The organism is Patulibacter defluvii, from assembly GCF_034096925.1.
In the GTDB taxonomy this organism is placed as follows: domain Bacteria; phylum Actinomycetota; class Thermoleophilia; order Solirubrobacterales; family Solirubrobacteraceae; genus Patulibacter; species Patulibacter defluvii.
In genome coordinates this window covers 15,885-41,094 of record NZ_JAWZSQ010000032.1, presented here as the reverse complement: position 1 = coordinate 41,094, position 25,210 = coordinate 15,885, and the positions used below count along the sequence as shown (strand labels likewise).

24 protein-coding genes are annotated in these 25,210 nt (G+C 73.4%); 11 read left to right on the top strand and 13 right to left on the bottom strand.

Annotation, left to right across the window (positions count from 1 at the left end; genetic code table 11):
* Positions 1 to 25 precede the first annotated feature (25 nt).
* Positions 26 to 1,177 (bottom strand): alpha/beta hydrolase, encoded by a 1,152-nt coding sequence (locus tag SH587_RS22535; RefSeq protein WP_320672911.1) that lies wholly within the window; start codon positions 1,175 to 1,177, stop codon positions 26 to 28.
* A 126-nt stretch (positions 1,178 to 1,303) separates the two neighbouring features.
* Between SH587_RS22535 and SH587_RS22530 the strand changes: the two genes are divergently transcribed.
* On the top strand, positions 1,304 to 2,674 hold the full coding sequence (locus SH587_RS22530; RefSeq protein WP_320672910.1) for a glycine--tRNA ligase: 1,371 nt from the start codon (positions 1,304 to 1,306) through the stop codon (positions 2,672 to 2,674).
* A 13-nt stretch (positions 2,675 to 2,687) separates the two neighbouring features.
* Here the strand turns inward: SH587_RS22530 and SH587_RS22525 are convergent, their stop codons facing one another.
* Both SH587_RS22525 and SH587_RS22520 read right to left on the bottom strand, forming a co-directional pair.
* Positions 2,688 to 3,422, bottom strand: a complete 735-nt coding sequence (locus SH587_RS22525) for a hypothetical protein (RefSeq protein WP_320672909.1) — start codon at positions 3,420 to 3,422, stop codon at positions 2,688 to 2,690.
* Positions 3,423 to 3,486: 64 nt separating this feature from the next.
* Positions 3,487 to 3,921 (bottom strand): hypothetical protein, encoded by a 435-nt coding sequence (locus tag SH587_RS22520; protein ID WP_320672908.1) that lies wholly within the window; start codon positions 3,919 to 3,921, stop codon positions 3,487 to 3,489.
* A 157-nt stretch (positions 3,922 to 4,078) separates the two neighbouring features.
* On the opposite strand from SH587_RS22520, the gene SH587_RS22515 reads away from it, so the two are divergent.
* Positions 4,079 to 4,729, top strand: a complete 651-nt coding sequence (locus tag SH587_RS22515; RefSeq protein ID WP_320672907.1) for a class I SAM-dependent methyltransferase — start codon at positions 4,079 to 4,081, stop codon at positions 4,727 to 4,729.
* A 129-nt stretch (positions 4,730 to 4,858) separates the two neighbouring features.
* Here the strand turns inward: SH587_RS22515 and SH587_RS22510 are convergent, their stop codons facing one another.
* The 8 genes from SH587_RS22510 to SH587_RS22475 all read right to left on the bottom strand — a co-directional run bounded on the left by SH587_RS22510 (position 4,859) and on the right by SH587_RS22475 (position 14,016).
* Positions 4,859 to 5,473, bottom strand: a complete 615-nt coding sequence (locus SH587_RS22510) for a TetR/AcrR family transcriptional regulator (protein WP_320672906.1) — start codon at positions 5,471 to 5,473, stop codon at positions 4,859 to 4,861.
* A gap of 81 nt (positions 5,474 to 5,554) precedes the next feature.
* The gene (locus SH587_RS22505) at positions 5,555 to 6,064 is read right to left on the bottom strand and encodes a hypothetical protein (protein ID WP_320672905.1); all 510 of its coding nucleotides are present in this window, start codon (positions 6,062 to 6,064) and stop codon (positions 5,555 to 5,557) included.
* A 73-nt stretch (positions 6,065 to 6,137) separates the two neighbouring features.
* Positions 6,138 to 8,624: an endopeptidase La gene (gene lon / locus SH587_RS22500; RefSeq protein ID WP_320672904.1), complete on the bottom strand. Its 2,487-nt coding sequence runs from the start codon at positions 8,622 to 8,624 to the stop codon at positions 6,138 to 6,140.
* Complete coding sequence (locus SH587_RS22495; protein ID WP_320672903.1) at positions 8,621 to 9,106, bottom strand: Hsp20/alpha crystallin family protein; 486 nt, start codon at positions 9,104 to 9,106, stop codon at positions 8,621 to 8,623. Before SH587_RS22495 ends, lon begins: the two co-directional genes overlap by 4 nt.
* A gap of 27 nt (positions 9,107 to 9,133) precedes the next feature.
* Entirely contained in the window at positions 9,134 to 9,931 is a 798-nt protein-coding gene (locus tag SH587_RS22490) for an MBL fold metallo-hydrolase (RefSeq protein ID WP_320672902.1), read from the bottom strand.
* Positions 9,932 to 10,113: 182 nt separating this feature from the next.
* A complete protein-coding gene (locus SH587_RS22485) occupies positions 10,114 to 12,351 on the bottom strand; it encodes a 3-hydroxyacyl-CoA dehydrogenase NAD-binding domain-containing protein (RefSeq protein ID WP_320672901.1) in 2,238 nt (745 codons plus the stop codon).
* A gap of 37 nt (positions 12,352 to 12,388) precedes the next feature.
* On the bottom strand, positions 12,389 to 13,609 hold the full coding sequence (locus SH587_RS22480; protein ID WP_320672900.1) for an acetyl-CoA C-acetyltransferase: 1,221 nt from the start codon (positions 13,607 to 13,609) through the stop codon (positions 12,389 to 12,391).
* A 236-nt stretch (positions 13,610 to 13,845) separates the two neighbouring features.
* On the bottom strand, positions 13,846 to 14,016 hold the full coding sequence (locus SH587_RS22475) for a hypothetical protein (protein WP_320672899.1): 171 nt from the start codon (positions 14,014 to 14,016) through the stop codon (positions 13,846 to 13,848).
* A gap of 495 nt (positions 14,017 to 14,511) precedes the next feature.
* Between SH587_RS22475 and SH587_RS22470 the strand changes: the two genes are divergently transcribed.
* From SH587_RS22470 to SH587_RS22460, 3 genes are all read left to right on the top strand, one after another.
* The gene (locus SH587_RS22470) at positions 14,512 to 15,435 is read left to right on the top strand and encodes an NAD-dependent epimerase/dehydratase family protein (RefSeq protein WP_320672898.1); all 924 of its coding nucleotides are present in this window, start codon (positions 14,512 to 14,514) and stop codon (positions 15,433 to 15,435) included.
* 47 nt (positions 15,436 to 15,482) lie between these two features.
* Positions 15,483 to 15,938 (top strand): SRPBCC family protein, encoded by a 456-nt coding sequence (locus SH587_RS22465; protein ID WP_320672897.1) that lies wholly within the window; start codon positions 15,483 to 15,485, stop codon positions 15,936 to 15,938.
* A 135-nt stretch (positions 15,939 to 16,073) separates the two neighbouring features.
* On the top strand, positions 16,074 to 16,463 hold the full coding sequence (locus SH587_RS22460; RefSeq protein ID WP_320672896.1) for a helix-turn-helix domain-containing protein: 390 nt from the start codon (positions 16,074 to 16,076) through the stop codon (positions 16,461 to 16,463).
* Between the two features lie 39 nt (positions 16,464 to 16,502).
* Here the strand turns inward: SH587_RS22460 and SH587_RS22455 are convergent, their stop codons facing one another.
* Positions 16,503 to 17,492: a malate dehydrogenase gene (locus SH587_RS22455; protein WP_320672895.1), complete on the bottom strand. Its 990-nt coding sequence runs from the start codon at positions 17,490 to 17,492 to the stop codon at positions 16,503 to 16,505.
* Positions 17,493 to 17,641: 149 nt separating this feature from the next.
* Here SH587_RS22455 and SH587_RS22450 point away from each other — a divergent pair, with 149 nt between their 5' ends.
* From SH587_RS22450 to SH587_RS22425, 6 genes are all read left to right on the top strand, one after another.
* Positions 17,642 to 18,832, top strand: a complete 1,191-nt coding sequence (locus SH587_RS22450; protein WP_320672894.1) for a site-2 protease family protein — start codon at positions 17,642 to 17,644, stop codon at positions 18,830 to 18,832.
* Between the two features lie 210 nt (positions 18,833 to 19,042).
* Positions 19,043 to 20,737 carry an FAD-binding protein gene (locus tag SH587_RS22445; RefSeq protein ID WP_320672893.1) on the top strand — a complete coding sequence of 565 codons (1,695 nt, stop codon included), beginning with the start codon at positions 19,043 to 19,045 and terminating at the stop codon, positions 20,735 to 20,737.
* Positions 20,737 to 21,909 carry a succinate dehydrogenase/fumarate reductase iron-sulfur subunit gene (locus SH587_RS22440; RefSeq protein ID WP_320672892.1) on the top strand — a complete coding sequence of 391 codons (1,173 nt, stop codon included), beginning with the start codon at positions 20,737 to 20,739 and terminating at the stop codon, positions 21,907 to 21,909. The genes SH587_RS22445 and SH587_RS22440 overlap by 1 nt, the downstream gene beginning before the upstream one ends.
* On the top strand, positions 21,906 to 22,829 hold the full coding sequence (locus SH587_RS22435; RefSeq protein ID WP_320672891.1) for a CoB--CoM heterodisulfide reductase iron-sulfur subunit B family protein: 924 nt from the start codon (positions 21,906 to 21,908) through the stop codon (positions 22,827 to 22,829). The genes SH587_RS22440 and SH587_RS22435 overlap by 4 nt, the downstream gene beginning before the upstream one ends.
* Before the next feature lie 126 nt (positions 22,830 to 22,955).
* Positions 22,956 to 23,381, top strand: a complete 426-nt coding sequence (locus SH587_RS22430; RefSeq protein ID WP_320672890.1) for a hypothetical protein — start codon at positions 22,956 to 22,958, stop codon at positions 23,379 to 23,381.
* Between the two features lie 15 nt (positions 23,382 to 23,396).
* Positions 23,397 to 24,191: an alpha/beta fold hydrolase gene (locus tag SH587_RS22425; RefSeq protein ID WP_320672889.1), complete on the top strand. Its 795-nt coding sequence runs from the start codon at positions 23,397 to 23,399 to the stop codon at positions 24,189 to 24,191.
* 25 nt (positions 24,192 to 24,216) lie between these two features.
* On the opposite strand, the gene SH587_RS22420 is transcribed toward SH587_RS22425, so the two are convergent.
* Positions 24,217 to 25,167 carry a phosphate/phosphite/phosphonate ABC transporter substrate-binding protein gene (locus SH587_RS22420; protein WP_320672888.1) on the bottom strand — a complete coding sequence of 317 codons (951 nt, stop codon included), beginning with the start codon at positions 25,165 to 25,167 and terminating at the stop codon, positions 24,217 to 24,219.
* Positions 25,168 to 25,210: the final 43 nt, after the last annotated feature.

Sequence of the window (25,210 nt, the reverse complement as noted above, 5' to 3'; positions counted from 1 at the left end):
GGAGAGTGCCAAAACCGACGCTCGATCAGGCTTCCGCGGGGCGCGACCGGCCGGGCTGCACCTCGAGCAGGCCGCGTCCCAGCGCGGCCACCTCGATCGTCGCCTCGCGCGAGCGGCGACCGACGCCGAGCGTATTGGCGAAGCCGTGGATCAGGTCCGGCATCCGCCGCACCACGACCGGCGTCCCGGCCGCTCGCAGGGCCGCCGCGTAGGCCTCGCCCTCGTCCCGCAGCGGGTCGAAGCCGGCGGTCGCGATCACCGCCGGCGGCAGCCCCGAGAGGTCGTCGGCGCGCAGCGGCGAGAGCCGCGGATCGGTCAGGTCGACGCCCGTGCCGTCGCCGCCCAGGTAGTGGTGCTCACACCACTCCATCGACTCCCGCTCCAGGTAGAAGCCGGTCGCGAACCGCTCGCGCGAGCCGTACTCGCCGGCCCAGTCGACGGTCGGGTAGAAGAGCAGCTGGAGCGCCGGCGACGGCTCGCCCGCGCGGGTGCTCTGCTGGGCGACGATCGCCGACAGGTTGCCGCCGGCGCTGTCGCCGGCGACGCCGATCCGGTCCGGGTCCGCCCCCAGCTCGGCGGCGTGGGCGACCGCCCAGCGCCAGGCGGCGAGTGCGTCGTCGGGCGCGGCCGGCCACGGGTGCTCCGGCGCCAGCCGGTAGGCGACGGCCAGCACGACGGCGCCCATCCGCCGGCAGAGCAGCCGGCAGAGCGCGTCGTGCGAGTCGAGGTCGCCGAGCACGAAGCCGCCGCCGTGGAGGAAGACGATCAGCGGCGGCCGCTCGGCGACCGGCTGCCAGGTGCCGGCCGGGTTGCGGATCCCGCCGGGCCGGTAGAGCCGCGCGTCGAGCGGGCCGGCGGCGCCGTCGACCCTCAGCGCCTCGGCCGCGGCCACCCGCATCGGCCGGCCGGCGGCGACCAGCGCCTCGTGGCGGATCGTGTCGCGGGCGGCGGCGACGGTCTGCTCGTGCCAGGAGGGGTAGCGCATCCGCCGCCGCAGCTCGAGCATTGCCTGGGTGGCCGGGTCGAGCACCTGGTCGTCGACCCGCACCGGGCGGCCGATCCGGACCCGGCCGGGACCGCCGGTCGCGCGCAGGGCGCCGAGCGCGCGGCGCTCGAAGCGGCCGCGGGGGTCGAGCGCCGGCGGGGGCGCGGGATCGGCGGAGCGGCGTCCGGGCATGGCCATACCCTACCGACCAGTAGGGCGGTTCCGGAAACGATCGCGCCCGACGGCCCGGCCGCCGCGGCCCGGCCGGCCGTCCGCGCGGGACGAGGTCGAGGCGCGCCAGGCACTACGCTCCCGCCCATGGCCTCCGACGTCGTGACCATGGACAAGATCGTCGCCCTCTGCAAGCGGCGCGGCTTCGTGTTCCCCGCCTCGGAGATCTACGGCGGGATCGCCAACACCTACGACTACGGTCACTACGGCGTCCTGCTGAAGAACAACGTCAAGGCCGAGTGGTGGCGGGCGATGCTGCAGGATCGCGACGACATCGTCGCGCTCGACTCGGCGATCATCCAGCACCCGCGGGTCTGGCAGTCGTCGGGCCACCTGGCCGGGTTCAGCGACCCGCTGGTCCAGTGCCTGGGCAAGTGCAAGAAGCGCTACCGGCTGGACCACCTGCAGGAGGCGGCCGTCGAGGCCGGCGAGGACCCGGCCCTGGTCCGCTGCCCGACCTGCGGCGGCGAGCTGTCGGAGCCGCGCGAGTTCAACCTGATGTTCAAGACCCAGATCGGGACGGTCGAGGACACCGCGTCGACGGTCTACCTGCGTCCGGAGACGGCCCAGGGGATCTTCGTCGACTTCAAGCAGGTGCTGGCGATCAGCCGCAAGAAGCCGCCGTTCGGGATCGCCCAGATCGGCAAGTCGTTCCGCAACGAGATCACGCCCGGCAACTTCATCTTCCGGACCCTCGAGTTCGAGCAGATGGAGATGGAGTTCTTCGTCCCGCCGGCCGATTCGACCGAGTGGTACGAGCACTGGAAGCAGGCCCGCTTCGACTGGTACACCGAGCTGGGCGTGCGGCCCTCGCACCTGCGGCTGCGGCCGCACGAGGACGATGAGCTCAGCCACTACAGCTCGCGCACGGCCGACGTCGAGTACCTGTTCCCGATCGGCTGGTCGGAGCTGGAGGGCGTCGCCGACCGCGGCGACTACGACCTCAGCGCCCACGCCGCCGGGGCGAAGACGAAGATCGAGGTCTTCGACGAGACCTCGGGCGAGCGCTACGTCCCGCACGTGATCGAGCCGGCCGCCGGCTGCGACCGCGCGACGCTGGCCTTCCTCGTCGACGCCTACGACGAGGAGACGCTCGAGGGCGGCGACGTGCGGACCGTCCTGCGCCTGCACCCGCGGCTGGCGCCGGTCAAGGTCGCCGTCTTCCCGCTGGTCAAGAAGGACGGCCAGCCGGAGCTGGCCCAGCAGATCCGCGACAGCCTCCGCCGGGTCGGCCAGACCGACTACGACGAGGCAGGCGCGATCGGCAAGCGCTACCGCCGCCAGGACGAGATCGGCACCCCGTGGTGCGTGACCGTCGACCACCAGTCGCTCGAGGACCGGACGGTGACCGTTCGCGACCGCGACTCGCTGGAGCAGGTGCGGGTGGCGATCGACGACCTGCCGTCGCTGTTCGCCGGCCGGCTGGCCGAGCGCTGGGTCTCGCCGAAGGGCGAGTGAGGGCCGGCGGGGCTCACTCGCAGCCGATCCCGTCGCCGTCGCGGTCGAGCCCGAACGGGTCGTCGCCGGCGACGGTGACGGTGCCGGTGTACTCCGGCCCGTCGCCCGAGCCGCCCGCGCAGTCGTAGTCGTAGGCGCCGGGGTCGAGGCAGGCGCCCTCGTAGTTCGGGTCGCAGCCGTCGCCGCCCTCCCCCAGCCCCGCCTCGTCGAGCGGCGGCTCCGGCTCCTCCGCGACCAGGCCCTCGCAGCCGCTGCCCGGGCCGGCGGGGCCGGTCGCGTGACTGGCGCAGTAGGCGGCCGCTTGCTCGCCGTCGTAGACGTCGAGCGCCGCGACCGGGAAGCGGACGCCGACGCGGCCGGCCCCGCGGCAGGAGACGGTCGTCGTCGCCTCGCGACAGGTCAGCCACGAGGAGCGGCCGGTGACCGGGCTGTAGACCTCGATCTCGTCCCGGTCGTCGCCGCCGTCGCGGGCCCGCCAGTAGGCGAAGAAGGCGTTCTGGGCGAAGCCGCACGAGGTCGTCCGCCGCCGGACGCGGATGTTCGCGTCGCAGGCGACGTAGCGGACGCGCGGACGCGGCCGGGCGCGCCGTGGACGCCCGCGCTCGACCGCCGCTGGCTCGTCCGCCGTGGCCCCGTCCGCCGCCGTCGTCGACCGCGACGGCGACTGCTCGGCGCAGCCGCCCACCGCCAGCGCCAGCAGCGTCGCGGCGACCAGCGCCGCGACCCTCGATCCCCCCGTTCCCCCCACGATTCCCCCTCGCTCTCGTGGGAGAGTTGTAGCGGATCGCGCACATCGCTGTCTCTCGGAAGGTCTACTGGGTGCGCCCGCAGGCGTCGAGCCCGTAGGCGTGGGCCTTGGCGCTGGAACCGGCGAAGGGGTTGCCGGCGACGGCCAGCGCCGGATCGGCGCGGACCTTGGCGATCTCGCCGTCGAGCGCGTCGTAGATCTCCGCCACCGCGTCGGCGTCGTCCTTCGGCCGGTCGAGCGCGCGCAGGTCACGCAGCTGCCCCTCGATGCTCGGCAGCGCGACCTCGCGGACCAGCGCGACCAGCTGTTCGCGGGTCGGCGAGCCGCCGAGCCGGGCGATCCGCTCGCGCGCGGTCCGCTGCGACGCGGCGTCGGCCCTCTTGCAGATCGCGTTCGCCTCGCGCACGTACTCGGCCTTCGTCGGCCCGTCGTCCCCGCCGCAGCCCGCCAGCACCAGGCCCACGGCGACCGCCGGCCCGCCCCACGTCCTCGCCCGCATCGCGCGCCCCTCGAGTCGACCCCGGCCGGCCCCCGCCGGCTCCGCGCGCAGCCTAGCCGCCCGCCGGGCGACCGCCGAGGGCCGCGCACCGGCGGGCGCTGGTTCTCGGGGCGCCCGTCCCATCCCCCGCCGGTTCGCCCGCCGCTACGGTTCGACGATGCCGACCGTCGAGCACCCGCTGTTCTCGCGCCTCTGGTCGTGGGCGATGCGCCACGAGCCGCGCGACGTCGCCCGCGCCCGCGGCGAGTTGCTGGAGGGCCTGACGGGCCGGGTGCTCGAGGTCGGGGCCGGGACCGGGTCGAACTTCCCCCACTATCCCGAGACCGTCAGCGAAGTCGTCGCGGTCGAGCCCGACCGGCTGCTGCGCGAGGAGGCCGCGGTCGCCGCCGCCGCGCGCGAGACCGAGCGGCCCGGCACCCGCATCCGGGTCCTCGACGGGACCTTCGAGGCGCTGCCGGCCGAGGCCGCCGGTCCCTACGACGCGGTCGTCTGCACGCTCGTGCTCTGCTCGGTCGACGACGTGCCCGGCTCGCTGGCCGCGGCCTACTCGGCGCTGCGGCCCGGCGGCGAGCTGCGCTACTACGAGCACGTGGCCACCGATGGCTGGCTCGGCGGGCTCCAGAAGGCGGTCGACGCGACCTTCTGGCCGCGCGCCTTCGGCGGCTGCCACACCCACCGCGACACCGTCTCGGCGATCGCCCGCGCCGGCTTCGAGCGGGTCGAGCACCGCGACATCCAGGGCGCGCCCGGCTGGGCGCCGGTGCCGATCTCGCCGCTGGCGCTCGGCGTCGCCCGCCGCCCGGCCTGAGCGGGCGCGGGGGTCAACGTCACACGCCGCGCCGCCATCCCGGACCATGTGACGTCGGCCACCGCCACCGTGGGTCTTCGTCACACGCCCCGGCGGCGGAGCCGGGGCATGTGACGTTCGCCCCCGCCGCTAGGCGTTGGGCCCGTTGCGGACCAGCGCCCCGACGGCACGCTTGGCGGCCTCGACCACCGGCTCCATGTCGGCCTCGGGGTTGGAGAGGAAGCGCAGCGCCAGCCCGTGGCCGAAACCGATCACGATGTCGGCGGCGACCTCGGGCTCGGCCCGCAGCGCGATCCGGCCGTCGTCGGCCATCGTCCGCAGCCGCTCGGCGAAGGCGTCGGTCATCGCCTGCGTCATCGACGACAGCTCCTCGGCGATCTCCGGCATCCGCTGGGCCAGCGTGTAGAGCTCCAGCAGCAGCGAGACGAACGCCGGCTCGTGGCGGACGGTGGCGTAGAGCGACCGCACCCACAGCAGGCCCAGGTCCTCGGCGCTGGTGGCCCGCGCCAGCTCCTCGGACAGCGCCTGCAGCCGGACCTCGGAGTCGCGCTTGGCGACCTCGACGAGCAGCCGCTCCTTCGAGCCGAAGTAGTAGTGGAGGAGCCCGCGCGAGACCCCGGCCTCGCGGGCGACGTGGTCGAACGTCGAGCCGGCGACGCCGCGGCGCGAGACGCTGCTGCGCATCGCGTCGACGATCCGCATCGCCTTGTCGGTGGCCAGCGCCTTGGTCGCGTCCTCTGACACGCCTTCAGGATAGCTGGCTGGCTGGCCAACCGGGGTTTCGTCCAGCGGACCGGGCGCGCGTGGCGCCCGGTCCGCCGACGATCAGCTGTTGGTCGTGGCGGTGGTGGCCGCCGCGCCGGTCCCGTTCTGGGACGCGGCCGCCGGAGCCGTGGCGCCGACCGAGTAGTCCAGCTCCTCCTCGGGACCGAAGACGACGTCGAGCGCCTTCGACCGCAGCGAGGGCACGGCGACGATCGCCGCGGCCGCGCCGCCGGCGCCGAGCAGCAGCAGGCCGAGGAACCCGCCGCGCTTCTTCTTCGCCTTGGTCGGCTTGCCCTTGAGGGCCGCCTTCGCGTCCAGCAGCGCGCCAGAGGCATTGCGCAGCTCGCTGTGGACCTTCTTGTCCTGCAACAGCGCCTGCGGGTTGCCGGCGACGCGGGCGTAGGCGTTCTTCGCCGCCTCCGCCAGCTGACGCAGGTCCTCGTGCAGGTCCTGGTTCTCCAGCAGGTTGCGGACGGCCTCCTCGCGGGCGGCCACCTGCTTGCCGGCCTTCCGCGCCTGCTTGCTGGCCTTCTTCGCCTGCTTCTTCAGCTGCTTCTTGTTGCGCGCCATGGTCCTCCGTCTCGGAGTCGTCGGAATCGGCCCGCGGGCCGCGGGCCAGGTCCGTTCGCCGTACTCGACGAGCCTATCGCGCGCCCCGCGACCCCGAGCCTCGTCGGCGGGGGGCGGGGGCGAGCGCGGTCGTCAGCACCTCTTCCACGCGATCGACCCACGTAAACGCGATCCGCGAACGCAATGCCTCGGGCACGTCCTCGGCGTCGCGCTCGTTCTCGCGCGGGGCGATCACCCGCGCGACCCCGTTGCGCTGGGCGGCGAGCGCCTTCTCCTTCAGCCCGCCGATCGGCAGCACCTCGCCGGTGAGGGTGATCTCGCCGGTCATCGCCACGTCGGCCCGGACCTCGCGCCCGGAGAGCAGCGAGCTGAGCGCGGTCGCGATCGTGATCCCGGCCGACGGCCCGTCCTTCGGCGTCGCCCCGGCCGGCACGTGGACGTGCAGGTCGTGCTCGGCGAACCAGTCCTCGGGCAGGTCGGGCGCCACCAGGTCGAGGTGCCCGCGGACCCAGGTGAGGGCGGCGCGGACCGACTCGGTCATCACGTCGCCGAGCTGGCCGGTGGTGGTCAGCCGGCCCTTGCCGGGCATCGCCGCCGCCTCGACGAAGAGCACGTCGCCGCCGACCGGCGTCCAGGCCAGGCCGGTCGCGACCCCCGGGCGGCTGGTGCGCTTGCGCAGCTCCTGGTGGAAGGGCGGCCGGCCGAGCAGCTCCTCGACCCGCGCCCGTGAGACGGTCGTCCGCCGCTGGACCGGGGCCTTCGCCTTCGCCTTGCCCTTCTTGGCCTTCGGCTTCGTGCCCTCGCCCTCGCCGGCCTCGACGATCTCGCGCGCGATCTTGCGGACCACGCGGCCGATCTCGCGCTCCAGGTTGCGGACGCCGGCCTCGCGCGTGTAGTCGTCGATCAGGGTCCGCAGCGCCGGGTCGCCGAAGCTGACCCAGCTGCGCCGCAGGCCGTGGCGGTCGAGCTGCCGCGGGACCAGGTAGCGCTTGGCGATCTCCAGCTTCTCCTGGGCCGTGTAACCGGCGAGCTGGATCACCTCCATCCGGTCGCGCAGCGGGCCCGGGACGGTGTCGAGCGTGTTCGCGGTGGTGATGAACATCACCCGCGAGAGGTCGAACGGGACGTCCAGGTAGTGGTCGCGGAAGGTCGCGTTCTGCTCCGGGTCGAGCACCTCGAGCATCGCGCTCGACGGGTCCCCGCGGTAGTCGGAGCCCATCTTGTCGATCTCGTCGATCATCAGCAGCGGGTTGCTCGACCCGGCGTCGCGCAGCGCGCGGATGATCGTGCCCGGCATCGCGCCGATGTAGGTCCGGCGGTGACCGCGGATCTCGGCCTCGTCGCGGACGCCGCCGGCCGAGATCCGCTCGAAGTTGCGGCCCATCGCGCGGGCGATCGACTTGCCGAGCGAGGTCTTGCCGACGCCGGGCGGCCCGACGAAGCAGAGGATCGACCCGCGCGCGTCCGGCTTCAACTGGCGGACGGCCAGGAACTCGAGGATCCGCTCCTTGACCTTGTCGAGCCCGAAGTGGTCCTCGTCGAGCACCGAGCGCGCGTGCGGCAGGTCGAGGTCGTCGATCGTGCGGTCGTTCCAGGGCAGCGAGACGATCCACTCCAGGTAGGTGCGGATCACCCCGTGCTCGGCCGACGCCTGCGGGATCGACTCCAGCCGCCGCAGCTCGCGGTCGGCCTGGACCGCGACCGGCTCGGGCAGGTCGAGCGCGTCGAGCTGCTCGCGCAGGTCGGCGACCTCGGCCTCCTGCGGGTCGCTCTCCCCCAGCTCCTCCTGGATCGCCTTCAGCTGCTGGCGGAGGACGTACTCGCGCTGGCCCTTCTCCAGCTCCGACTGGACCTGGGACTGGATCTGCGAGCCGATCGAGATCACCTCGAGCTCGCGGGCCAGGATCTCGACCAGGTGCCGCAGGCGGGTGCCGAGGTCGGTCTCCTCCAGCAGCTGCTGCTTCTCGCTCGACGCCAGCCGCAGCGAGCCGGCGATCAGGTGGCTGAGCGCGATCGGGTCGTCGATGTTGGCGACCGCCAGCTGCAGCTCCTCGGGCAGGTAGGGGACCGCCTCGACGATCCGCGAGAAGGTCTCCTGGACGTTGCGCTGGAGCGCGGTCAGCTCGGCCGTCGGCGGGTCGGAGACGCCCTCGTCGGGGGCGTCCTCGGTGTGCGCGACCAGGTACGGCTCGGTCTGCTCGTAGTCGTGGATCCGGACCCGCTGGGCGCCCTGGACGAGCAGCCGCAGCGTGCCGTCGGGGACCTTCAGCATCCGCGCCACCTGGCCGACCACGCCGACCGCGTAGAGCTGGTCGGGGCCGGGGGTGTCGACGTCGGGATCGCGCGAGGCGACGAGCACCAGCCGGCGGTCGCCCGCGAGCACGTCGTCGACCAGCTTGATCGAGCGCTCCTGGCCGATCGCCAGCGGGATCATCGTGTCGGGGACCGGCACGGTGTCGCGCAGCGGCAGCACCGGCAGCGCGCCGGTCACCGGCGTCGCCCCCGGACCGCCGACCTCGACCTCCTGGGCCGGGGCGGAGTCGGCCACGATCTCGATCACGCCGCGCCCTCGTCGTCGACCTCGATCGGCACGCTGCGACGGGCCTCGCGCGGGCGCATCAGCGGCAGCTCGACCCGCAGGATCCCGTCGCGGTAGGTGGCCCGGGCCTCGTCGGCGACGACGTCGGCGCCGAGCTGGATCACCCGCCGGAAGGGCCCGGTGCCGATCTCGACCTGCTGGTAGGCCCGGCCCTCGGCCTCGACCGGGGCGCGGGCCCCGGCCAGCACCAGCTCGCGGCCGCGGATCTCGAGCCCGACGTGGTCGATGTCGACCCCCGCCAGGTCGGCGTGGACGACCGCGCGCGGCTCGCCGGCGCGATCGCCCTCGGTCGGCGTCTCGTAGAAGACGTCGACGGCCGGCTCGAAGCCGACGCGGCGCACGCGCCCGAGCAGCCCGCGGTCCAGCACCCCGCCGAACAGCTCGTCCATCTCGCGACGCATCCGCTCGAAGTTGGCGAACAGGTCGCCCTCCCGGGAACGCATGCCGCGGAATCTACCGCCGGGCGGCGGCTACAGCTCGTAGAGGGCGTCGGCGTGCGCCATGTCGACCGCCACGCCGCCCGCCGCCTCGGTCGCGCGCTGGAGCGCGACGTCGCGGTTCTCCTCGTCGGAGATGTGGATCAGCACCGCCCGCTTGACCGCCGCCCGACGGGCGTGGTCGCCGGCCTCCTCGGCGGTCAGGTGGCCGCGTGGTCCCGAGCGCTCGGGCCGCGGCAGCGTCGCCTCGACGAAGAACAGGTCGGCGCCGTGGGCGAACTCGACCAGCTCGTCGTTCGGCGCGCAGTCGGAGCCGTAGACGAAGCGGCCGCCGGTGACGGTCGAGGTGATCTCGATCGCGTAGGCGGGGAGGAAGTGCGGGACCTCGCCGAAGCGGAGCCGGAACGGGCCCAGCTCGAGCACCCCGTCGGGGTCGTACTCGCTGGTCGCGAAGGCCCGCTCGACCAGGTCGGGCATCCCCCAGGCCGTCATCACCGTCCGCATCACCTTGGTGCCGCCGGGGGGCAGGTGCAGCGCCGGCCGCGCCGGGTGGTCGGTGCCGGGCCAGGGCGGCACGGGCACCGGCTGCTGGCGCGGGGCGAAGACCAGCGCGTAGCTGTAGGGCACCAGGTCGAGGGTGTGGTCGGCGTGGCAGTGCGAGACCACGCACGCGTCGAGCGACGTGTAGTCGATGTGCGCGCGCAGCTTGCCGAAGACCCCGTTGCCGCACTCGAGCAGCAGCCGGAAGTCGCCCTCCTCGACGAGGTAGCCGCTGCAGGCGCCGTCGACGTCCTGCCAGGCGGGCGACTTGCCCAGGATCCTCACGCGCACGCCGTCTCCCTCCGCACGATCGGCACAGTCTAGGGCGAGCCGCGCCGAGGGGCGCACGGCGTCGACCAACGACGCACGCGCGCGCCCACGCGGCGGCCCCGGAACGACCGCGGGCCCGGCTCCCGGACCGCGCCGATCGCGCCGTCCGGGAGCCGGGCCCGCCTGCCGTTCGCGGCCGGGCGCTAGGCGGCGGCCAGCGCCTTGTCGCTGTAGGTCTCGCCCGCCTCGGCCTTGGCGACCAGCGAGGCCGGCGGCTCGAACCGCTCGCCGTACTTGGCGGCCAGCTCACGGGCGCGGGCGACGAAGCCGGCGGGGCCGGTCGTCTCGTCCGCGCCACCGGACGCGCTCGGCGGCTGGTAGCCGTTGATGTACTGCAGGACGCCACCGGTCCAGGCCGGGAACCCGATCCCGAAGATCGAGCCGATGTTGGCGTCGGAGACCGTCTCCAGCACGCCCTCGTCGAGGCACTTGACCGTCTCGATCGCCTCGGCGAACAGCATCCGCTCGACCAGGTCGTCGAGCGGCACCGTCGCCGGGTCGGTCTCCGGCGCGGGCGCCTGCGAGCCGAAGGTCGCGGCCAGGTCCTTCCAGAGCCCGACCCGCTTGCCGTCGGCGTACTCGTAGAAGCCGGCGCCGCGCAGGCGGCCGGGGCGACCGGCCTCGATCATCTTGTCGATCACGCCGAAGGCGGCGATCTCCGGGACGGCCTTGCCCTCGGCCTGGAGGGCCTCGGCGGTCGCCTTGCGGATCTTCACCATCAGCTCCATGTTCAGCTCGTCGGTGAGCTGGAGCACGGGAGCCGGGTAGCCGGCCTTCGAGGAGGCGTGCTCGATCGTGGAGGCCGGGATCCCCTCGGCCAGCATGCCGATGCCCTCGTTGACGAAGGTGCCGATCACGCGGCTGGTGAAGAACCCGCGGCTGTCGTTGACGACGATCGGGGTCTTGCCGATCTGCTTCGCCAGGTCGAGCGACTTCGAGAGCACCTCGTCGCCGGTCTTCTCGCCCTTGATGATCTCCAGCAGCGGCATCTTGTCGACCGGGCTGAAGAAGTGCAGGCCGATGAAGTCCTCCGGCCGGCTGACGCCCTCGGCGAGGCCGGTGATCGGCAGCGTCGAGGTGTTCGAGCCGAGCACGGCGTCCGGCTTCAGGAACGGCTCGATCTCGGCGAAGACCTGGGCCTTGACCTTCGGATCCTCGAAGACGGCCTCGATCACGAGGTCGGCGTCCTGGGCGTCCTCGGGCTTGTCGGTCGGGTGGATCCGGGCCAGCAGCGCGTCGCCCTTCTCCTGGGTGACCTTGCCGCGCGAGACGCCCTTCTCGACCAGCTTCTGGGAGTAGCCCTTGCCGCGATCGGCCGCCTCCTGCGAGACGTCCTTCAGCACGACCTCGATCCCGGCCTTGGCGCAGACGTAGGCGATCGCGGCGCCCATCATGCCCGCGCCGAGCACCACGGCCTTCTGCGACTTCCACGGCTCGCGGTCCTTGGCGCGCCCGCGCGAGCCGTTGACCACCTGGAGGTCGAAGAAGAAGGCCTGCGTCATGTTCTTCGACACCTGGCCGGTGACGAGGTCGACGAAGTAGCGGCCCTCGATCTTCGAGGCGTTGTCGAAGTCGACCTGCGAGCCCTCGACCGCGGCCGACATGATCGCCTTCGGCGCCGGCATGTTGGCGCCCTTGAGCTGCTTGCGCAGGTTGGCCGGGAAGGCGGGCAGGTTCATCGCGAACTTCGGCACCGCCGGGGTGCCGCCCGGGATCTTGTAGCCCTTGACGTCCCAGGGCTGGACCGCCTCCGGGTTCTCGGCGATGAACTTCTTCGCCGCCGGCAGCAGGTCGTCGGGACTGGCGACCAGCTCGCTGACGATCCCCAGCTCGAGCGCCTTGCCGGGGCGGTGGCGCTGGCCCTGGAGGAGGACGTTCATCAGGCCGCTGGCGATGCCCAGCATGCGCGTGATGCGGGTGACGCCGCCGCCGCCCGGGAGCAGGCCGAGGCTGACCTCGGGAAGCCCGATCTGGATCTTCGGATCGTCGACGACGACCCGGTGGTGGGTCGCGAGGGCGATCTCCAGGCCACCGCCGAGGGCGGCGCCGTTGATCGCGGCGACGACCGGCTTGCCGAGCGTCTCGAGGGCACGCAGGTCGCCCTTGATCTGCTCCAGGTTCTCGGCGATCGCCGGCGCGTCGGCCGGGGTCGCCTGGATCAGGTCGTTGAGGTCGCCACCGGCGAAGAAGGTCTTCTTCGCCGAGGTGATGATCACGCCGGTGATCTGGTCCTTCTCGGCCACGAGCCGCTCGACGGCCGCGTGCATCGACGCCGCGTAGTCGGCGTTCATGGTGTTGGCCGACTGGTTGGGGTCGTCCAGCACCAGGTTGACGATGCCGCCGTCCAGCTGCTCCCAGCGGATGGTGTTCGTGAAGCTCATCCGGTTCCTCTCGGTTCGTGCGCGTTCCGAGCGGGGCTCAGATCGCCTCGACGACGGTCGCGATGCCCATGCCGCCGCCGACGCAGAGCGTGGCGAGGCCGTACTTCTTGCCGCGGCGGTGGAGCTCGTCGATCAGGGTGCCGAGGATCATGCCGCCGGTCGCGCCGAGCGGGTGGCCCATGGCGATCGCGCCGCCGTTGACGTTGGTGATCTCGGGATCGATGTCGAGGTCCTTGATCAGCCGCATGGCGACGGCGGCGAAGGCCTCGTTGATCTCGACCAGGTCGAGGTCGGAGGCCTTGAGGCCGGCCTTGGCCAGCGCCTTCTTCGAGGCCGGGCCGGGGGCGGTCAGCATGATCGTCGGGTCGGCGCCGGAGACGGCGGTGGCGAGGATCCGGGCGCGCGGCTTCAGCCCGTTGCGCTCGCCGGCCTCGGGGTTGCCGATCGCCAGCAGCGAGGCGCCGTCGACGATGCCCGAGCTGTTGCCGGCGTGGTGGACGTGGTCGATCTTCTCGACCCAGTGGTACTTCTGGAGGGCGACGTCGTCGAAGCCGCCCATCTCGCCCATCGCCGCGAACGACGGCTTCAGCTTGCCGAGGCCCTCGACGGTGGTGCCGCGGCGGATGAACTCGTCCTTGTCGAGCACGACCTGGTCGTTGAGGTCCTTGACCGCGACGACCGAGTCGGCGAAGTAGCCGGCCTCCTCGGCGGCGGCGGCGCGCTCCTGCGAGCGGACGGCGAAGGCATCGACGTCCTCGCGCGTGAAGCCCTCGAGGGTGGCGATCAGGTCGGCGCCGATCCCCTGGGGGATGAAGTACGTGTCGTAGTTCGTCTCCGGGTCCATCGCCCAGGCGCCGCCGTCGGAGCCCATCGGCACGCGCGACATCGACTCGACGCCGCCGGCGAGGATCAGGTCGTCGCCGAGGCCGGAGGCGACCTTCTGGGCGGCGGTGTTGACGGCCTCGAGGCCGGAGGCGCAGAAGCGGTTGAGCTGGACGCCGGCGACGGTGTTCGGCAGGCCGGCCTTGAGGGCGGCGGTCTTGGCGATGTCGGCGCCCTGGTCGCCGACCGGCGAGACGCAGCCGAGGACGACGTCGTCGATCGCGTTGGGATCGAGCTGCGGGTTGCGGCCGAGCGTCTCGTGCATCAGGCCGACCACGAGGTCGACCGGCTTCGTCGCGTGGAGCGAGCCGTTGCTCTTGCCCTTGCCGCGCGGGGTGCGGATCGCGTCGAAGACCAGCGCTTCAGTGCTGCCCATGGTGGACTCCTGTGATGGGGATGCTCGTGGGACGGGTCCCGGCGCCCGAGACCGCGATAGACGACGTGGCCGACCACGGGGTCGACGACGGCCCGGCGAATGGTAGCTGGTTTCGCACGATGGTTGGCTGGCCAGCCAAGACGCGGTGCGGGGGCCGCGCCGCGACGCCCAGCGCGCGCCGTTCGTTGCGCCAGAGGTGCCAAGCGGCGCGCGCTCGGACGGGGCGGCCGCCGGGCTCAGGCGGCGTAGCGCCGAGCCTGCTCCTCGGCGCTCGGGAAGGCGAAGGGGGTGCCGGTGGCCCGCTCGGGCCGGAACATCATCCGCATCTGGCGCGGGGGCTCCAGGCCCTCGGCGCGGTCGGGGCGGAAGGTGGCGCACGGATCGTCGCGGTCCAGCGCGCAAAGCATGTGCCGCCGGAAGAAGCAGTCCCCGCAACTGGGAGGAGCGATGCGGGAGGAGCGGGCGCGAGGACGATCGGCGGCTGGGGTCACGTGGTGGGGTGCGGGGGTCGGCTGTTCGGGGGCAGGGGCCGTCGCCGGCCCCGGGGAAACGGGGTCGGACGGGTCGAGGCGTGCGAGGATCGAGCGCCTCGGGGCGGCGCTCGGAGGTCCTCGTCGAGGGGGCTGCCGCAACCCGTGGTCGCGACGTGAGCGGCATCGAACCACACCGGCGCGGGCTCTGCACCCCTTGTTCCCGGTAATTGGTCACTTTTCGTGAACGAGCCGAGCAGGAACTCCGCAAATCGCAGAGAACGGTGCAGGTTCGGCGACGGCGGCCGCGGGTGGACGGCGTCCGCTTGCCCCCCCCCACCCCGCTCGCGTGGCGGATCGGCCCCGAGGGGTGGGGACGATCCGTCACGCGAGCGGGGTGGGCGGGGCGCCGGTCAGCCATCATCCCCGGCGATGCAGATCCTCGTGACCGGCACCTCGGGGTTCGTCGGGTCGGCGCTCGTGCCGCCGCTGCTGGCCGCCGGCCACGACGTCCGCGGCTTCGCGCGCGATCCCGCCCGGGTCCGGGTCCCGGTGCCCGTGACGACCGGCGACGTGCTGACCGGCGCCGGGCTCGACGAGGCGCTGGAGGGGGTCGACGTCGCCTACTACCTGGTCCACTCGATGGAGGCCCCGGGCGAGGACAACGCCGACTTCCAGGCCCGCGAGCGGCAGGGGGCCGAGCGGTTCGCGGCGGCGGTCCAGCGGTCCGGGGTCCGGCGGGTCGTCTACCTGGGCGTGATGGTCGACGAGACCCGGCCGCCGACGCCGCACCTGCGCAGCCGGCTGATGGTCGAACGGACGCTGCTCGACGCCGCCCCCGAGGCGCTGGCGCTGCGGGCCTCGATCGCGGTCGGCGCCCGCTCGCGGTCGTTCCGGTTCCTGGTCCGGCTGGTCGAGCGGATGCCGGTGCTGGCGCTGCCGCCGTGGCGCGTCCACCGCACCCAGCCGATCGACGAGCGGGACGTGATCGCCGCCCTCTCGCGCTCGGCGACCGTCGAGCTGGGCCCCCACCCCCGCCAGTCGCTCGACATCGCCGGACCCGACGTCCTCTCCTACGGCGAGATGATCGAGCGGATCCGCGACCTGATGATCGTCGGCCGCCCGACGATCGGCTTCCCGTGGTCGCTGACCGGGATCGCCGGCCGGGTCGCCGCGGTGATCGCCGGCGAGGACCCCGATCTGATCCTGCCGCTGATGAGCGGCCTGACCGGCGACCTGCTGGCCCGCGACGACCGCTGGACCACCCTGCTCGGCGTCCGCGCCCACGGCTTCGACCGCGCCGTCGAGCACGCGCTCGGGGAGTGGGAGCGCGACGAGCCCCTCCGCGCCCGCTGATGGTGGTGGGCGGGCGGCCACTCCCCGCCCGCGGATAGGGTCCGCCCATGAGCGCCGTCGTCGTGACCGCCGAGCTGCCCGCCCCGCCGGAGCGCGTGTGGTCGGTGGTGATGGACCCCACGCAGTTCGAGCGGTGGGTGACCATCCACAAGGAACTCGTCTCGGCCGACAGCGGTCCCCCGCGGGTGGGCTTCCGGATGGCGCAGCGCTACGTGATCCGGGGGGCGCCGGTGAAGGTGAAGTGGGTCCTGGAGGAGCTCACACCTCCACGCCACGCCCACTGGGAGGGCAAGGGCCCGGCCGGCGCCAAGGCCCACATCGAGTACCACCTGGAGCCCAACGGCGACGGGACGACCTTCCACTACCGCAACGAGTTCATCCCCCCGATGGGCCCCCTCGGAGCGGTGGCCTCGAAGGCCCTGATGGGTGGGGTTCCGGAGCGTGAGGCACACGCCTCGCTGGATCGCCTGAAGGCCCTCCTCGCCGCCGAGAACCACCGCTGAGGCGGTAGCCCCCGAGGGCCACACCTTCGGCCCCCGAAATTCCCCAAACGGCACCCACATTCCTGTTAGGGTTCCTCCCGCCCTGCGGTGGCGAGACGCAGGCCGTCCCATCCATACCCTCACCGGAGCCCCACCGTGTCCGACTTCCTCGAAGAGAAGCGCCGCGAGATCAAGGTCCGCCTGGAAGAGCTGGCCCCGGCCGTCGCCGAGCACGAGCGGCTGCAGCGGGCCCTCGACGCACTCGACGGCCTCGACCGTCCCGCCGGCGCCGCGCGCGCCCCGCGGGCGGCCGCCGGAGGGGGCGGCGGTGGCGGGGCCCGCCGGGCCGGCCGGCCGCGCGGCAGCGGCGAGCGCTCGCGGCAGGCGCTCGACCTGATCCGCCAGGAGCCGGGCCTCGGCGCGACCGAGATCGCGCGCCGGATCGGCGTCCACCCGAACTACGCGTACCGGATCCTCCCGGGCCTGGAGGAGCAAGGCCTGGTCGAGAAGCGCGACCGGACCTGGTACCCGAAGGACGCGGCGTAGGGCGCAGCCGCCCCACGCCACCGTCCTGCGGGCGGCTTCCTAGATCAGGCCGAGGCCCTTGACCGCGTCGCGCTCCTCGACGAGCTCGGCGACCGACGCGTCGATCCGCTCGCGCGAGAAGTCGTCGATCTCCAGGCCCTGGACGATCTCGTACTTGCCGTCCTTGGTGGTGACGGGGAACGAGGAGATGATCCCCTCCGGCACGCCGTAGCTGCCGTCGGACGGGATCCCCATCGAGGTCCAGTCGCCCTCGGCGGTCCCGTTCACCCACGTGTGGATGTGGTCGATCGCGGCGTTGGCGGCCGAGGCGGCCGAGCTGGCGCCGCGGGCCTCGATGATCGCCGCGCCGCGCTTGGCGACCGTCGGGATGAAGGTGTCGCGCAGCCAGACGTCGTCGTCAACGGCGCCGGCGGCGATCTCGCCGTTGACCTCGGCGTGGAACAGGTCCGGGTACTGGGTGGCCGAGTGGTTGCCCCAGATCGTCATCTTCTTGATCGCCGTCACCGGCACCTGCAGCTTGCTGGCCAGCTGCGAGATCGCGCGGTTGTGGTCCAGCCGCGTCATCGCCGTGAAGCGCTCGGCGGGGACGTCGGGCGCGTGGGCCTGGGCGATCAGGGCGTTCGTGTTCGCCGGGTTGCCGACCACGAGCACCTTGATGTCGTCGGCCGCGCCGGCGTTGATCGCCTCGCCCTGGGGCTTGAAGATGCCGCCGTTGGCCTCGAGCAGGTCGCCGCGCTCCATGCCCTTCGTGCGCGGGCGGGCGCCGACCAGCAGGCCGACGTTGGCGCCGTCGAAGGCCACCTTCGGGTCGTCGCTGATGTCGATCCCGCGCAGCAGCGGGAAGGCGCAGTCGTCGAGCTCCATCGCGGTGCCCTCGGCGGCCTTGATCGCCTGCGGGATCTCCAGCAGCCGCAGCTTCACCGGCGTGTCGGGACCGAGCAGATGGCCGCTGGCGATGCGGAACAGCAGTGCGTAGCCGATCTGGCCGGCGGCGCCGGTGACGGTGACGTTGACGGGCGACTGGGTCATGTGGTGCTCCTGCGTTCGAACGGAGGTGCAGCGGCGAGGCCGGCGCGGGCAGGCGACCGGGGTCGGCGGTGCGAGGCCGATGCTATCCCCCGCCCGGCCCGGCCCGCCGCGCGCCGCCGCGACGGGGACCTGCGACGATGGGGCCCAGCATGCCCACGCGCTCGGTGAAGCTCGCGCAGCTGTTCGGAATCCGGATCGGTGCCGATCCGAGCTGGTTCCTGGCGCTGTTCCTGATCGTGGTGCTGCTCGGCCAGCAGTTCGACGACGTCCTGCCCGACCTCTCGCAGGCCGCCGCCTACGGGCTCGCGGTCGGCGCCGCGGTGCTCTTCTTCGGCTCGCTGGTGATCCACGAGCTCGGCCACGCGCTGGTCGGCCGCCGGTTCGGGATCCACACCGTCTCGATCGATCTCTGGCTGCTCGGCGGCGTGGCGCGGCTCGACCGCGACGCCCGCACGCCGAAGGAGGAGTTCGTGGTCGCCGCCGCCGGGCCGCTCGGCACGCTGCTGGCCGGCGCGCTCTGCGTCGGCGCCGGGATCGCGCTCAGCGACTCCAGCACCCTGCTCGATGCGGCGCTGCTGCGCGAGCAGACGACCGACGCCGGGGTCGCGCTGTTCGGCTGGGGCGCCGCGGTCAACGGCGTCCTCTTCTGCTTCAACCTGATCCCGGCCTTCCCGCTCGACGGCGGCCGGATCGCGCGCGCGATCGCGTGGAAGCTGACCGGCAGCCGCCGCAAGGCGACCGTCGCCGCCGGCCAGCTCGGCCGCGGCTTCGCGCTGGTGCTGGCCGCGGTCGGCCTCTGGCAGCTGGCCGACGGCTCGGTCTACAACGGCGTCTGGTTCCTGCTGATCGCCTGGTTCATCGGCGCCGCCGCCCGCGCCGCCGTCGTCACCAGCGAGATCAGCGAGCAGCTGCACACCGTCACCGCCGGCGAGCTGATGGAGGAGCGCCCGGTCTGGGTGCCGGCCGACGCGACCGTGCTCCAGGCCGAGCACGAGACCTTCGGCCCCTTCCCCGCCGACTGGGCCGCGGTGCTCGACGGCGAGGGCCACTTCCTGGGGATCGTGACCGCCGAGCGGGTGACGGCCGAGCTGGCCGCCGGCCGTCCCGAGGTCCCCGTCCGGGAGCTGCTGGCGACCGGCGACGACGCCCCCCGCGTACCGCCCGACGCGACCCTCGAGGGGCTGCTGTCGAACGAGCCGCTGCGGCGGCTCGGCGCGCTGCCGGTGGTCGACGCGACCGGCGTGATGCGCGGCCTGGTGACCTTCGGCAGCGTCCGCGACGCGCTCGCCGCCGCGCTCCCCGGCAGCGGTCCCGACGGCTCCGCCGCCCCCCGCCGCTGAGCCTCCCGCCGGGCGCCTGGCGCGCTACCGCCGGTCGCGTCCGCGGCCGGTCGCCCGCGCGCGCCCATGCCCGCCGGTTGGGAACCGCAAACCGCCCGCTGGGACGGCAGATTCCGACCATTTTGGTTGGGTTGGACGGCACCGCGAACGGGGTGTATGGAGGTATACGATCAGCCGCGGTTCCCCTGTCCTAGGTTGTGAAAGAGGCTCATGCCTGCACATGACGTCCTGATCATCGGGGCCGGGTTGGCCGGCCAGCGCGCCGCGCTGGCCGCGGCCGACGCCGGCGCAACAGTCGCGATCATGAGCAAGGTCCACCCGGTCCGCTCGCACTCGGTCGCCGCAGCCGGCGGCATCAACGCCGCCGTCAACCCGGCCGACGACTGGCGCTCGCACGCCTTCGACACGGTCAAGGGCTCGGACTACCTGGGCGACCAGGACGCGATCGAGGTCATGACCTCGGAGGCGCCGGGCGAGATCATGTACCTGGAGCACATCGGGGTCACGTTCCACCGCAACGAGACCGGCCACCTGGACCTGCGGGCCTTCGGCGGCGCCTCGATGAAGCGGACCGCCTACGTCGCCGACATCACCGGCCAGGCGATCCTGCACGTGCTCTACGAGCAGCTGATGAAGTACAGCGATCGGGTCGATCGCTACGAGGAGTGGTTCAACACCTCGCTGATCCGGGGCGAGAACGGCCGCTGTCAGGGCGTCGTCGCGCGCAACATCCGCACCGGCGAGATGCAGACCTTCGTCGCCAAGACGGTGATCCTCGCCACCGGCGGCGTCGGCCAGGCCTTCAAGCCGACCACCAACGGCCTGATCTGCACCGGAGACGGCATGTCCCTCGCCTACCGCGCCGGCGCGCGGCTGATGGACATGGAGATGATCCAGTACCACCCGACGACGATGACGGCCAACGGCTTCCTCATCACGGAGGGCGCCCGCGGCGAGGGCGCGCACCTGCGCAACGCCGACGGCGAGCGGTTCATGGTCCACTCGGCCCCGAACAAGATGGAGCTGGCGTCGCGCGACGTCGTCTCCCGCGCCGAGCAGAAGGAGATCAACGAGGGCCGCGGGACCGGGCCGCTCAAGGACTCCGTGCTGCTCGACGTGACGGTCGTCCCCAAGAACCGCGTGCTCGAGGCCCTGCGCGAGATCGTCAACCTCGGCCGCGACTTCGCCGGGATCGACATCACCAAGGAGCCGATCCCGGTCCGCCCGGGTCAGCACTACACGATGGGCGGCGTCAAGACCGACGTCGACGGCGAGACCGACATCCCCGGCCTCTACGCCGCCGGCGAGGTCGCCTGCGTCTCCGTCCACGGCGGCAACCGCCTGGGCGCCAACTCGCTGCTCGACACGCTGATCTTCGGCCGCCGCTCGGGCGAGCACGCCGCCAAGGTCGCGGCCTCGATGCCGATGCCGACCGTCTCCGACGCGCAGCTCCGCGACGACGCCAAGGAGATCGCCGCGATCATCGACCGGCCGAAGACCGGCCGCCGGGTCTCCGAGATCAAGGAGGAGCTGGGCGAGTCGATGAACCAGTACTGCGCCGTCTTCCGCGACGAGGAGGGCATGACCAAGGGCGCCGAGATCGTCAACCGCCTCCAGGAGGAGGCCAAGACGGCCTACATCGACGACAAGGGCACGGTCTTCAACCAGGACGTGCTCGGGGCCCTGGAGCTGGGCTTCATGCTCGACTGCTCCGAGGCGATCGTGAAGAGCGCGCTCGAGCGCAAGGAGTCGCGCGGCGCCCACTCGCGCACCGACTACACGGAGCGCAACGACGAGGACTGGCTCTTCCACCTGACGGTGGAGAGGGACGGCGACGGCCAGGGCAAGCTCGGCCAGGCGCCGGTGACGATCACGCAGTGGCAGCCGATGGAGCGGACGTACTGATGTCGACGATCGAGAACACCGAGGCCAAGCCGGAGGGCATCCAGGAGTTCACCCTCCGCCTGCGCCGCTACGACCCGGAGTCCGGCCGCGCGCCGTACTACGAGGAGTTCCAGATCGAGCTCGAGCCCCACCGCTCGGTGCTCGACGGCATCCTCCAGGCGAAGGCCAAGGAGGACGGCTCGATCGGCGTCCGCTGCTCCTGTCGGGCCGCGATCTGCGGCTCCTGCGGGACCCGGATCAACGACAAGCCGGGCCTGGCCTGCCACACGCACCTCGACGAGGCGCTGAAGCGGTCGAAGGACGGCAAGATCACGATCGAGCCGCTCGGCAACATGCCGGTGATCAAGGACCTGATCGTCGACATGGACGCGGTCCACTGGAAGAAGCAGGCGCGGGTGACCCCGTGGCTGCTGCCCAAGGAGCCGCTGCCCGAGCGCGAGCACATCGTCCCGCGCGAGTCGATGGTCGACGTCACCCAGACGATGGCCTGCATCCAGTGCGGCGCCTGCGTCTCGGACTGCCTGTCGATGGAGATCGACCCGCTGTTCGTCGGTCCGGCCGCGCTGGCCAAGGCCTACCGCTTCGTCGGCGACCCGCGCGACAGCCGCCACCAGGAGCGGCTGAGCAACCTGGCCGAGGATCCGCACGGCATCTACGCCTGCACCCACTGCTTCAAGTGCATCGACGCCTGCCCGAAGGGCGTGGCGCCGATGAGCCAGATCATGCGCCTGCGCCGGATCGCCTCGCAGGACCACCACATCAACGACCGCAACAACGGCGAGCGCCACGAGATGGCGATCGTCAACAGCGTCAAGAAGTACGGGACGCTGAACGAGGCGAAGATGGTGCCGGACTCCTACGGCGGTCCGCTGGCCCCGGCCGCGGCCAAGGAGCTGGTCGCCTCGCTGCCGGTCATCACCAAGGCGCTGCTGCGCCGCAAGGTGACGCCGAAGTCCGCGCTCTTCCACCACAAGAACCCGGACCAGGCGCAGATCAAGCGGATCTACCAGGAGGTCCAGGGTCGCGATCAGCGGCTGGAGCTGAACCTCTACATCACCCAGCCCGACGAGGACCCGGAGGAGGCGGCCGCCCACGCGGCGCACGTCGCCGAGGCCGCGGCCCGCGACGCGGCCGAGAAGAGTGCCACCAACGACACGGAGGCGGGCGCATGAAGGTCGCGTACTGGCCCGGCTGCGTGAGCCGGGGCTTCACTCCCGAGCTGCACGGCTCGATGGCCAAGGTCGCTCCGCTGCTCGACATCGAGCTGGTCGAGCTGAACCGCGCCAACTGCTGCGGCGCCGGCGTGATCGCCGAGCACAGTCAGGAGCTGGCCGACACGCTCAACGCCCGCACCTTCGCGCTCGCGCAGAAGGAGATCGAGCGCGGCGCCGACCTGATGATGAACATCTGCTCGACCTGCCAGGGCGCGCAGGGCGAGTGCCAGGAGCGGCTGGACGCCAGCGCGGCCTACCGCGAGGAGGTCAACAAGCACCTGACCCCCGAGGGCCTCGAGTACGCCAAGGGGCTGGTCAACAAGAACTTCCTCTGGGTGCTGGTCGAGGAGCTGGGGCTGGACGAGCTGGCCAAGCGGGTCAAGCGGCCGCTGACCGACCTCAAGGTCGGGCCGTTCTACGGCTGCTACATCGTTCGCCCGGTCGACCGGCTGGGGATCGACGACGCGAACCCCCGCGACACCTACCTGGAGCAGGTCATCGAGACGCTCGGCGGCACCGTCGTCGAGTACACGGGCGCCCAGAAGTGCTGCGGCTTCCCGATCTCCCTGATGCAGAAGGAGACCTCGATGCGGATGGCCGGCCGCAACCTCGGCGAGGCCAAGGACCAGGGCGCCGACTGCCTGGTGACCCCCTGCCCGCTCTGCCACCTGAACCTGGACATGCAGCAGCCGGTGGTCAGCAAGACGATCGGCCGCGAGCTGCAGATGCCGGTCCTGCACCTGCCGCAGATGGTCGGCCTGGCGCTCGGGATGGACCCGAAGGAGCTGGGTCTCGGCAAGCACGTCGTGAAGCCGACCTCGGTGATCGACTGGACCACCTCGGTGGTCGGCTCGGTCGGGGCGCTCTCCGCCGCCTAGCGCCGGACTCCCCCACCGCTTCGTTTCGCGAGGGCGCCCGCCGGGCGCCCTCGCCGCGTTCCGGGGCGCAACCGCGGTTGCCCCGGCGGCCGGGGCGGGGCGCGCGCCGGTAGGCTCCCGGCCGTCGTGACGGTCCCCCGCCCAGACGATCCGGCCGCCGCCGAGCCGGCCGAGCGCGCCGCCGCGCCCGCCCGCCCCGCCGGTGGGTCGAGCGGCCGCACCGTCAGCGACGGGATCGTCCCCGGACCGCCGCGGACGATGGTGCCCGACGCGCTGCGGGCCGACCGCGGCGGCGGCGCGGTGGTCGACCTGCCCGCCGATCTGGAAGCCCGGCTGGACCGGGCGCGGACCCGGCTGGTGACCCGCCGCGCGCGCGAGCTGGCCGTGCCGGCGGTCGAGGACGCCGCGACCGGCGACGACGGCGACGGCGCGCCCGCGACCGCGCCCCGCGGCGACGGGCCCGATCCGGCAGAGCTGGCCGCGCGGCTCGACGCCGCCCGCCAGCGTCTCGACGCCCCGCGCCGGCGGCGCGGCGGGCTCGGCCGCGACTGACGGCGGCCGGCGGCCGTGCCCTTCACCCCGTTCCACCGCGGCGGCGACGGCTCGCCGCTGGTCTGCCTCCACGGCTTCACCGACACCTGGCGGACCTGGGAGCCGATCCTGCCCGCCCTGGAGCGCCACCACGCGGTCCTGGCCCCGACCCTGGCCGGCCACGCGGGCGGCCCGCCGCTGCCGACCCCGCTGCACGGCGCGGCGCTGGTCGACGCGGTCGAGCGGGCGATGGACGAGGCCGGGCTCGAGGACGCCCACGTGGTCGGCAACTCTCTCGGCGGCTACGTCGCGCTGCAGCTGGCCGCGCGCGGCCGGGCGCGATCGGTGGTGGCCCTCGCCCCCGCCGGCGGCTGGGAGCCGGGCGACCCGGCGCTGGCCCGGACGCTGGGCCACTTCACCGTGATGCAGGAGCAGGTCCGGAGCGCGGTCGCGCACGCCGACGCGATCATGGCCAGCGACCACGGCCGGCGGGCCGCGACCCGCTTCACCACCGTCGCCTACGAGCACCTGCCGGCCGAGCTGCTGGCCCACCAGATGCGCGGCGTGGCCGCCTGCGACGGGGCCGCGGCGCTGATCGAGCTGGCGCTGGCCGAGGGCTACCAGCTGGACGCGGCCGGGATCGCCTGCCCGGTGCGGGTGGTCTGGGGGCGCGAGGACCGGCTGCTGGAGTGGCCGTCGAGCGCGATCCGCTACCGCCGCGACTGGCTGCCCCACGCCGACTGGGTCGAGCTGGACGGCGTCGGCCACTGCCCGCAGCTGGACGTGCCGCTGGAGACCGCGCAGCTGATCCTCGGGGTCACCGCGGCCTGACGCCGGCCCGGGACCGGGCGCGCGGCTAGGGCGCCTGGCCGGCGGCGGTCAGCGCGTCCAGCTCGACGGCGAGCGGGGCGTAGAGGTCGAGCGGGACCGAGGTCAGCGCCGTCACGTGCTGGATCCCGGCGCGCTCGGCCAGCGGGCCGATCGAGGTGCCGGTCAGGCCGCGGGTGGCGGCGACCACCAGCCGCCGGACCTTCGAGCGGACGCCGGGCCGGATCGCCAGCACGTCGGCCAGCACCGGCTCCGAGGCCCACAGCTGGCGCAGCCCGCGGTCGGCGCCGGCGGCCAGCGGCAGCCGGGTGACCGCGGCGTCGACGTCGCCCGCGCGCAGCGCCCGCAGCGCGTCGGCGTCGCGCGGGATCCGGACCGGATCGACGTCGCGGCCCGGCGTCAGGCCGGCGCCGAGCAGCGCCCGCCGCGGCAGCAGGTCGCCGCCGGCGGTCAGCGGGGCGCCGATCGCCACCCGCCGTCCGCGGAGGTCGGCGAGGCTCCCGATCCCCCCGCCGCGCCGGACCCACAGCCGCGCCGGCTGCTGGCGGGCGGGCAGCTCCTGGCCGGTGGCGAAGGCCCCGACCACGTCGATGGCGCCGACCCGGTCGGCGACGATCGCCGCCTCGGGGTCGAGCTGGGCGAGGTCGAGCTGGTGCAGGGCCAGCGACAGCAGCAGCTGCTTCTGGCTGTCGCGCAGCAGCACGTCGACCGGGCAGGCGAGCTGGTCGCTGAGGTCGCGGGCGAAGCGGTCGGCGGCGGCCCGGCCGGCGCGGTCGGAACGATCGAGCGCGAAGCCGATCCGGATCGCGGTCGTGGTGCAGCTGCCGTCGGCGAACCGCTCGGCCGGCGGTGCCTCGCCGTCGGCGGCGCGGGCCCCGGGACCGGCGGCGAGGACGGCGGCGAGCGTGGCGGCGGCCGCCACCAGCAGCAGCGCCAGCAGGCGGACGGCGGGACGGCGGAGGGCGGCGCGACGGGGCATGAGCGGTTCCCGCGCGGCGGGCTTCGGCGCGCGCGGCACCGGG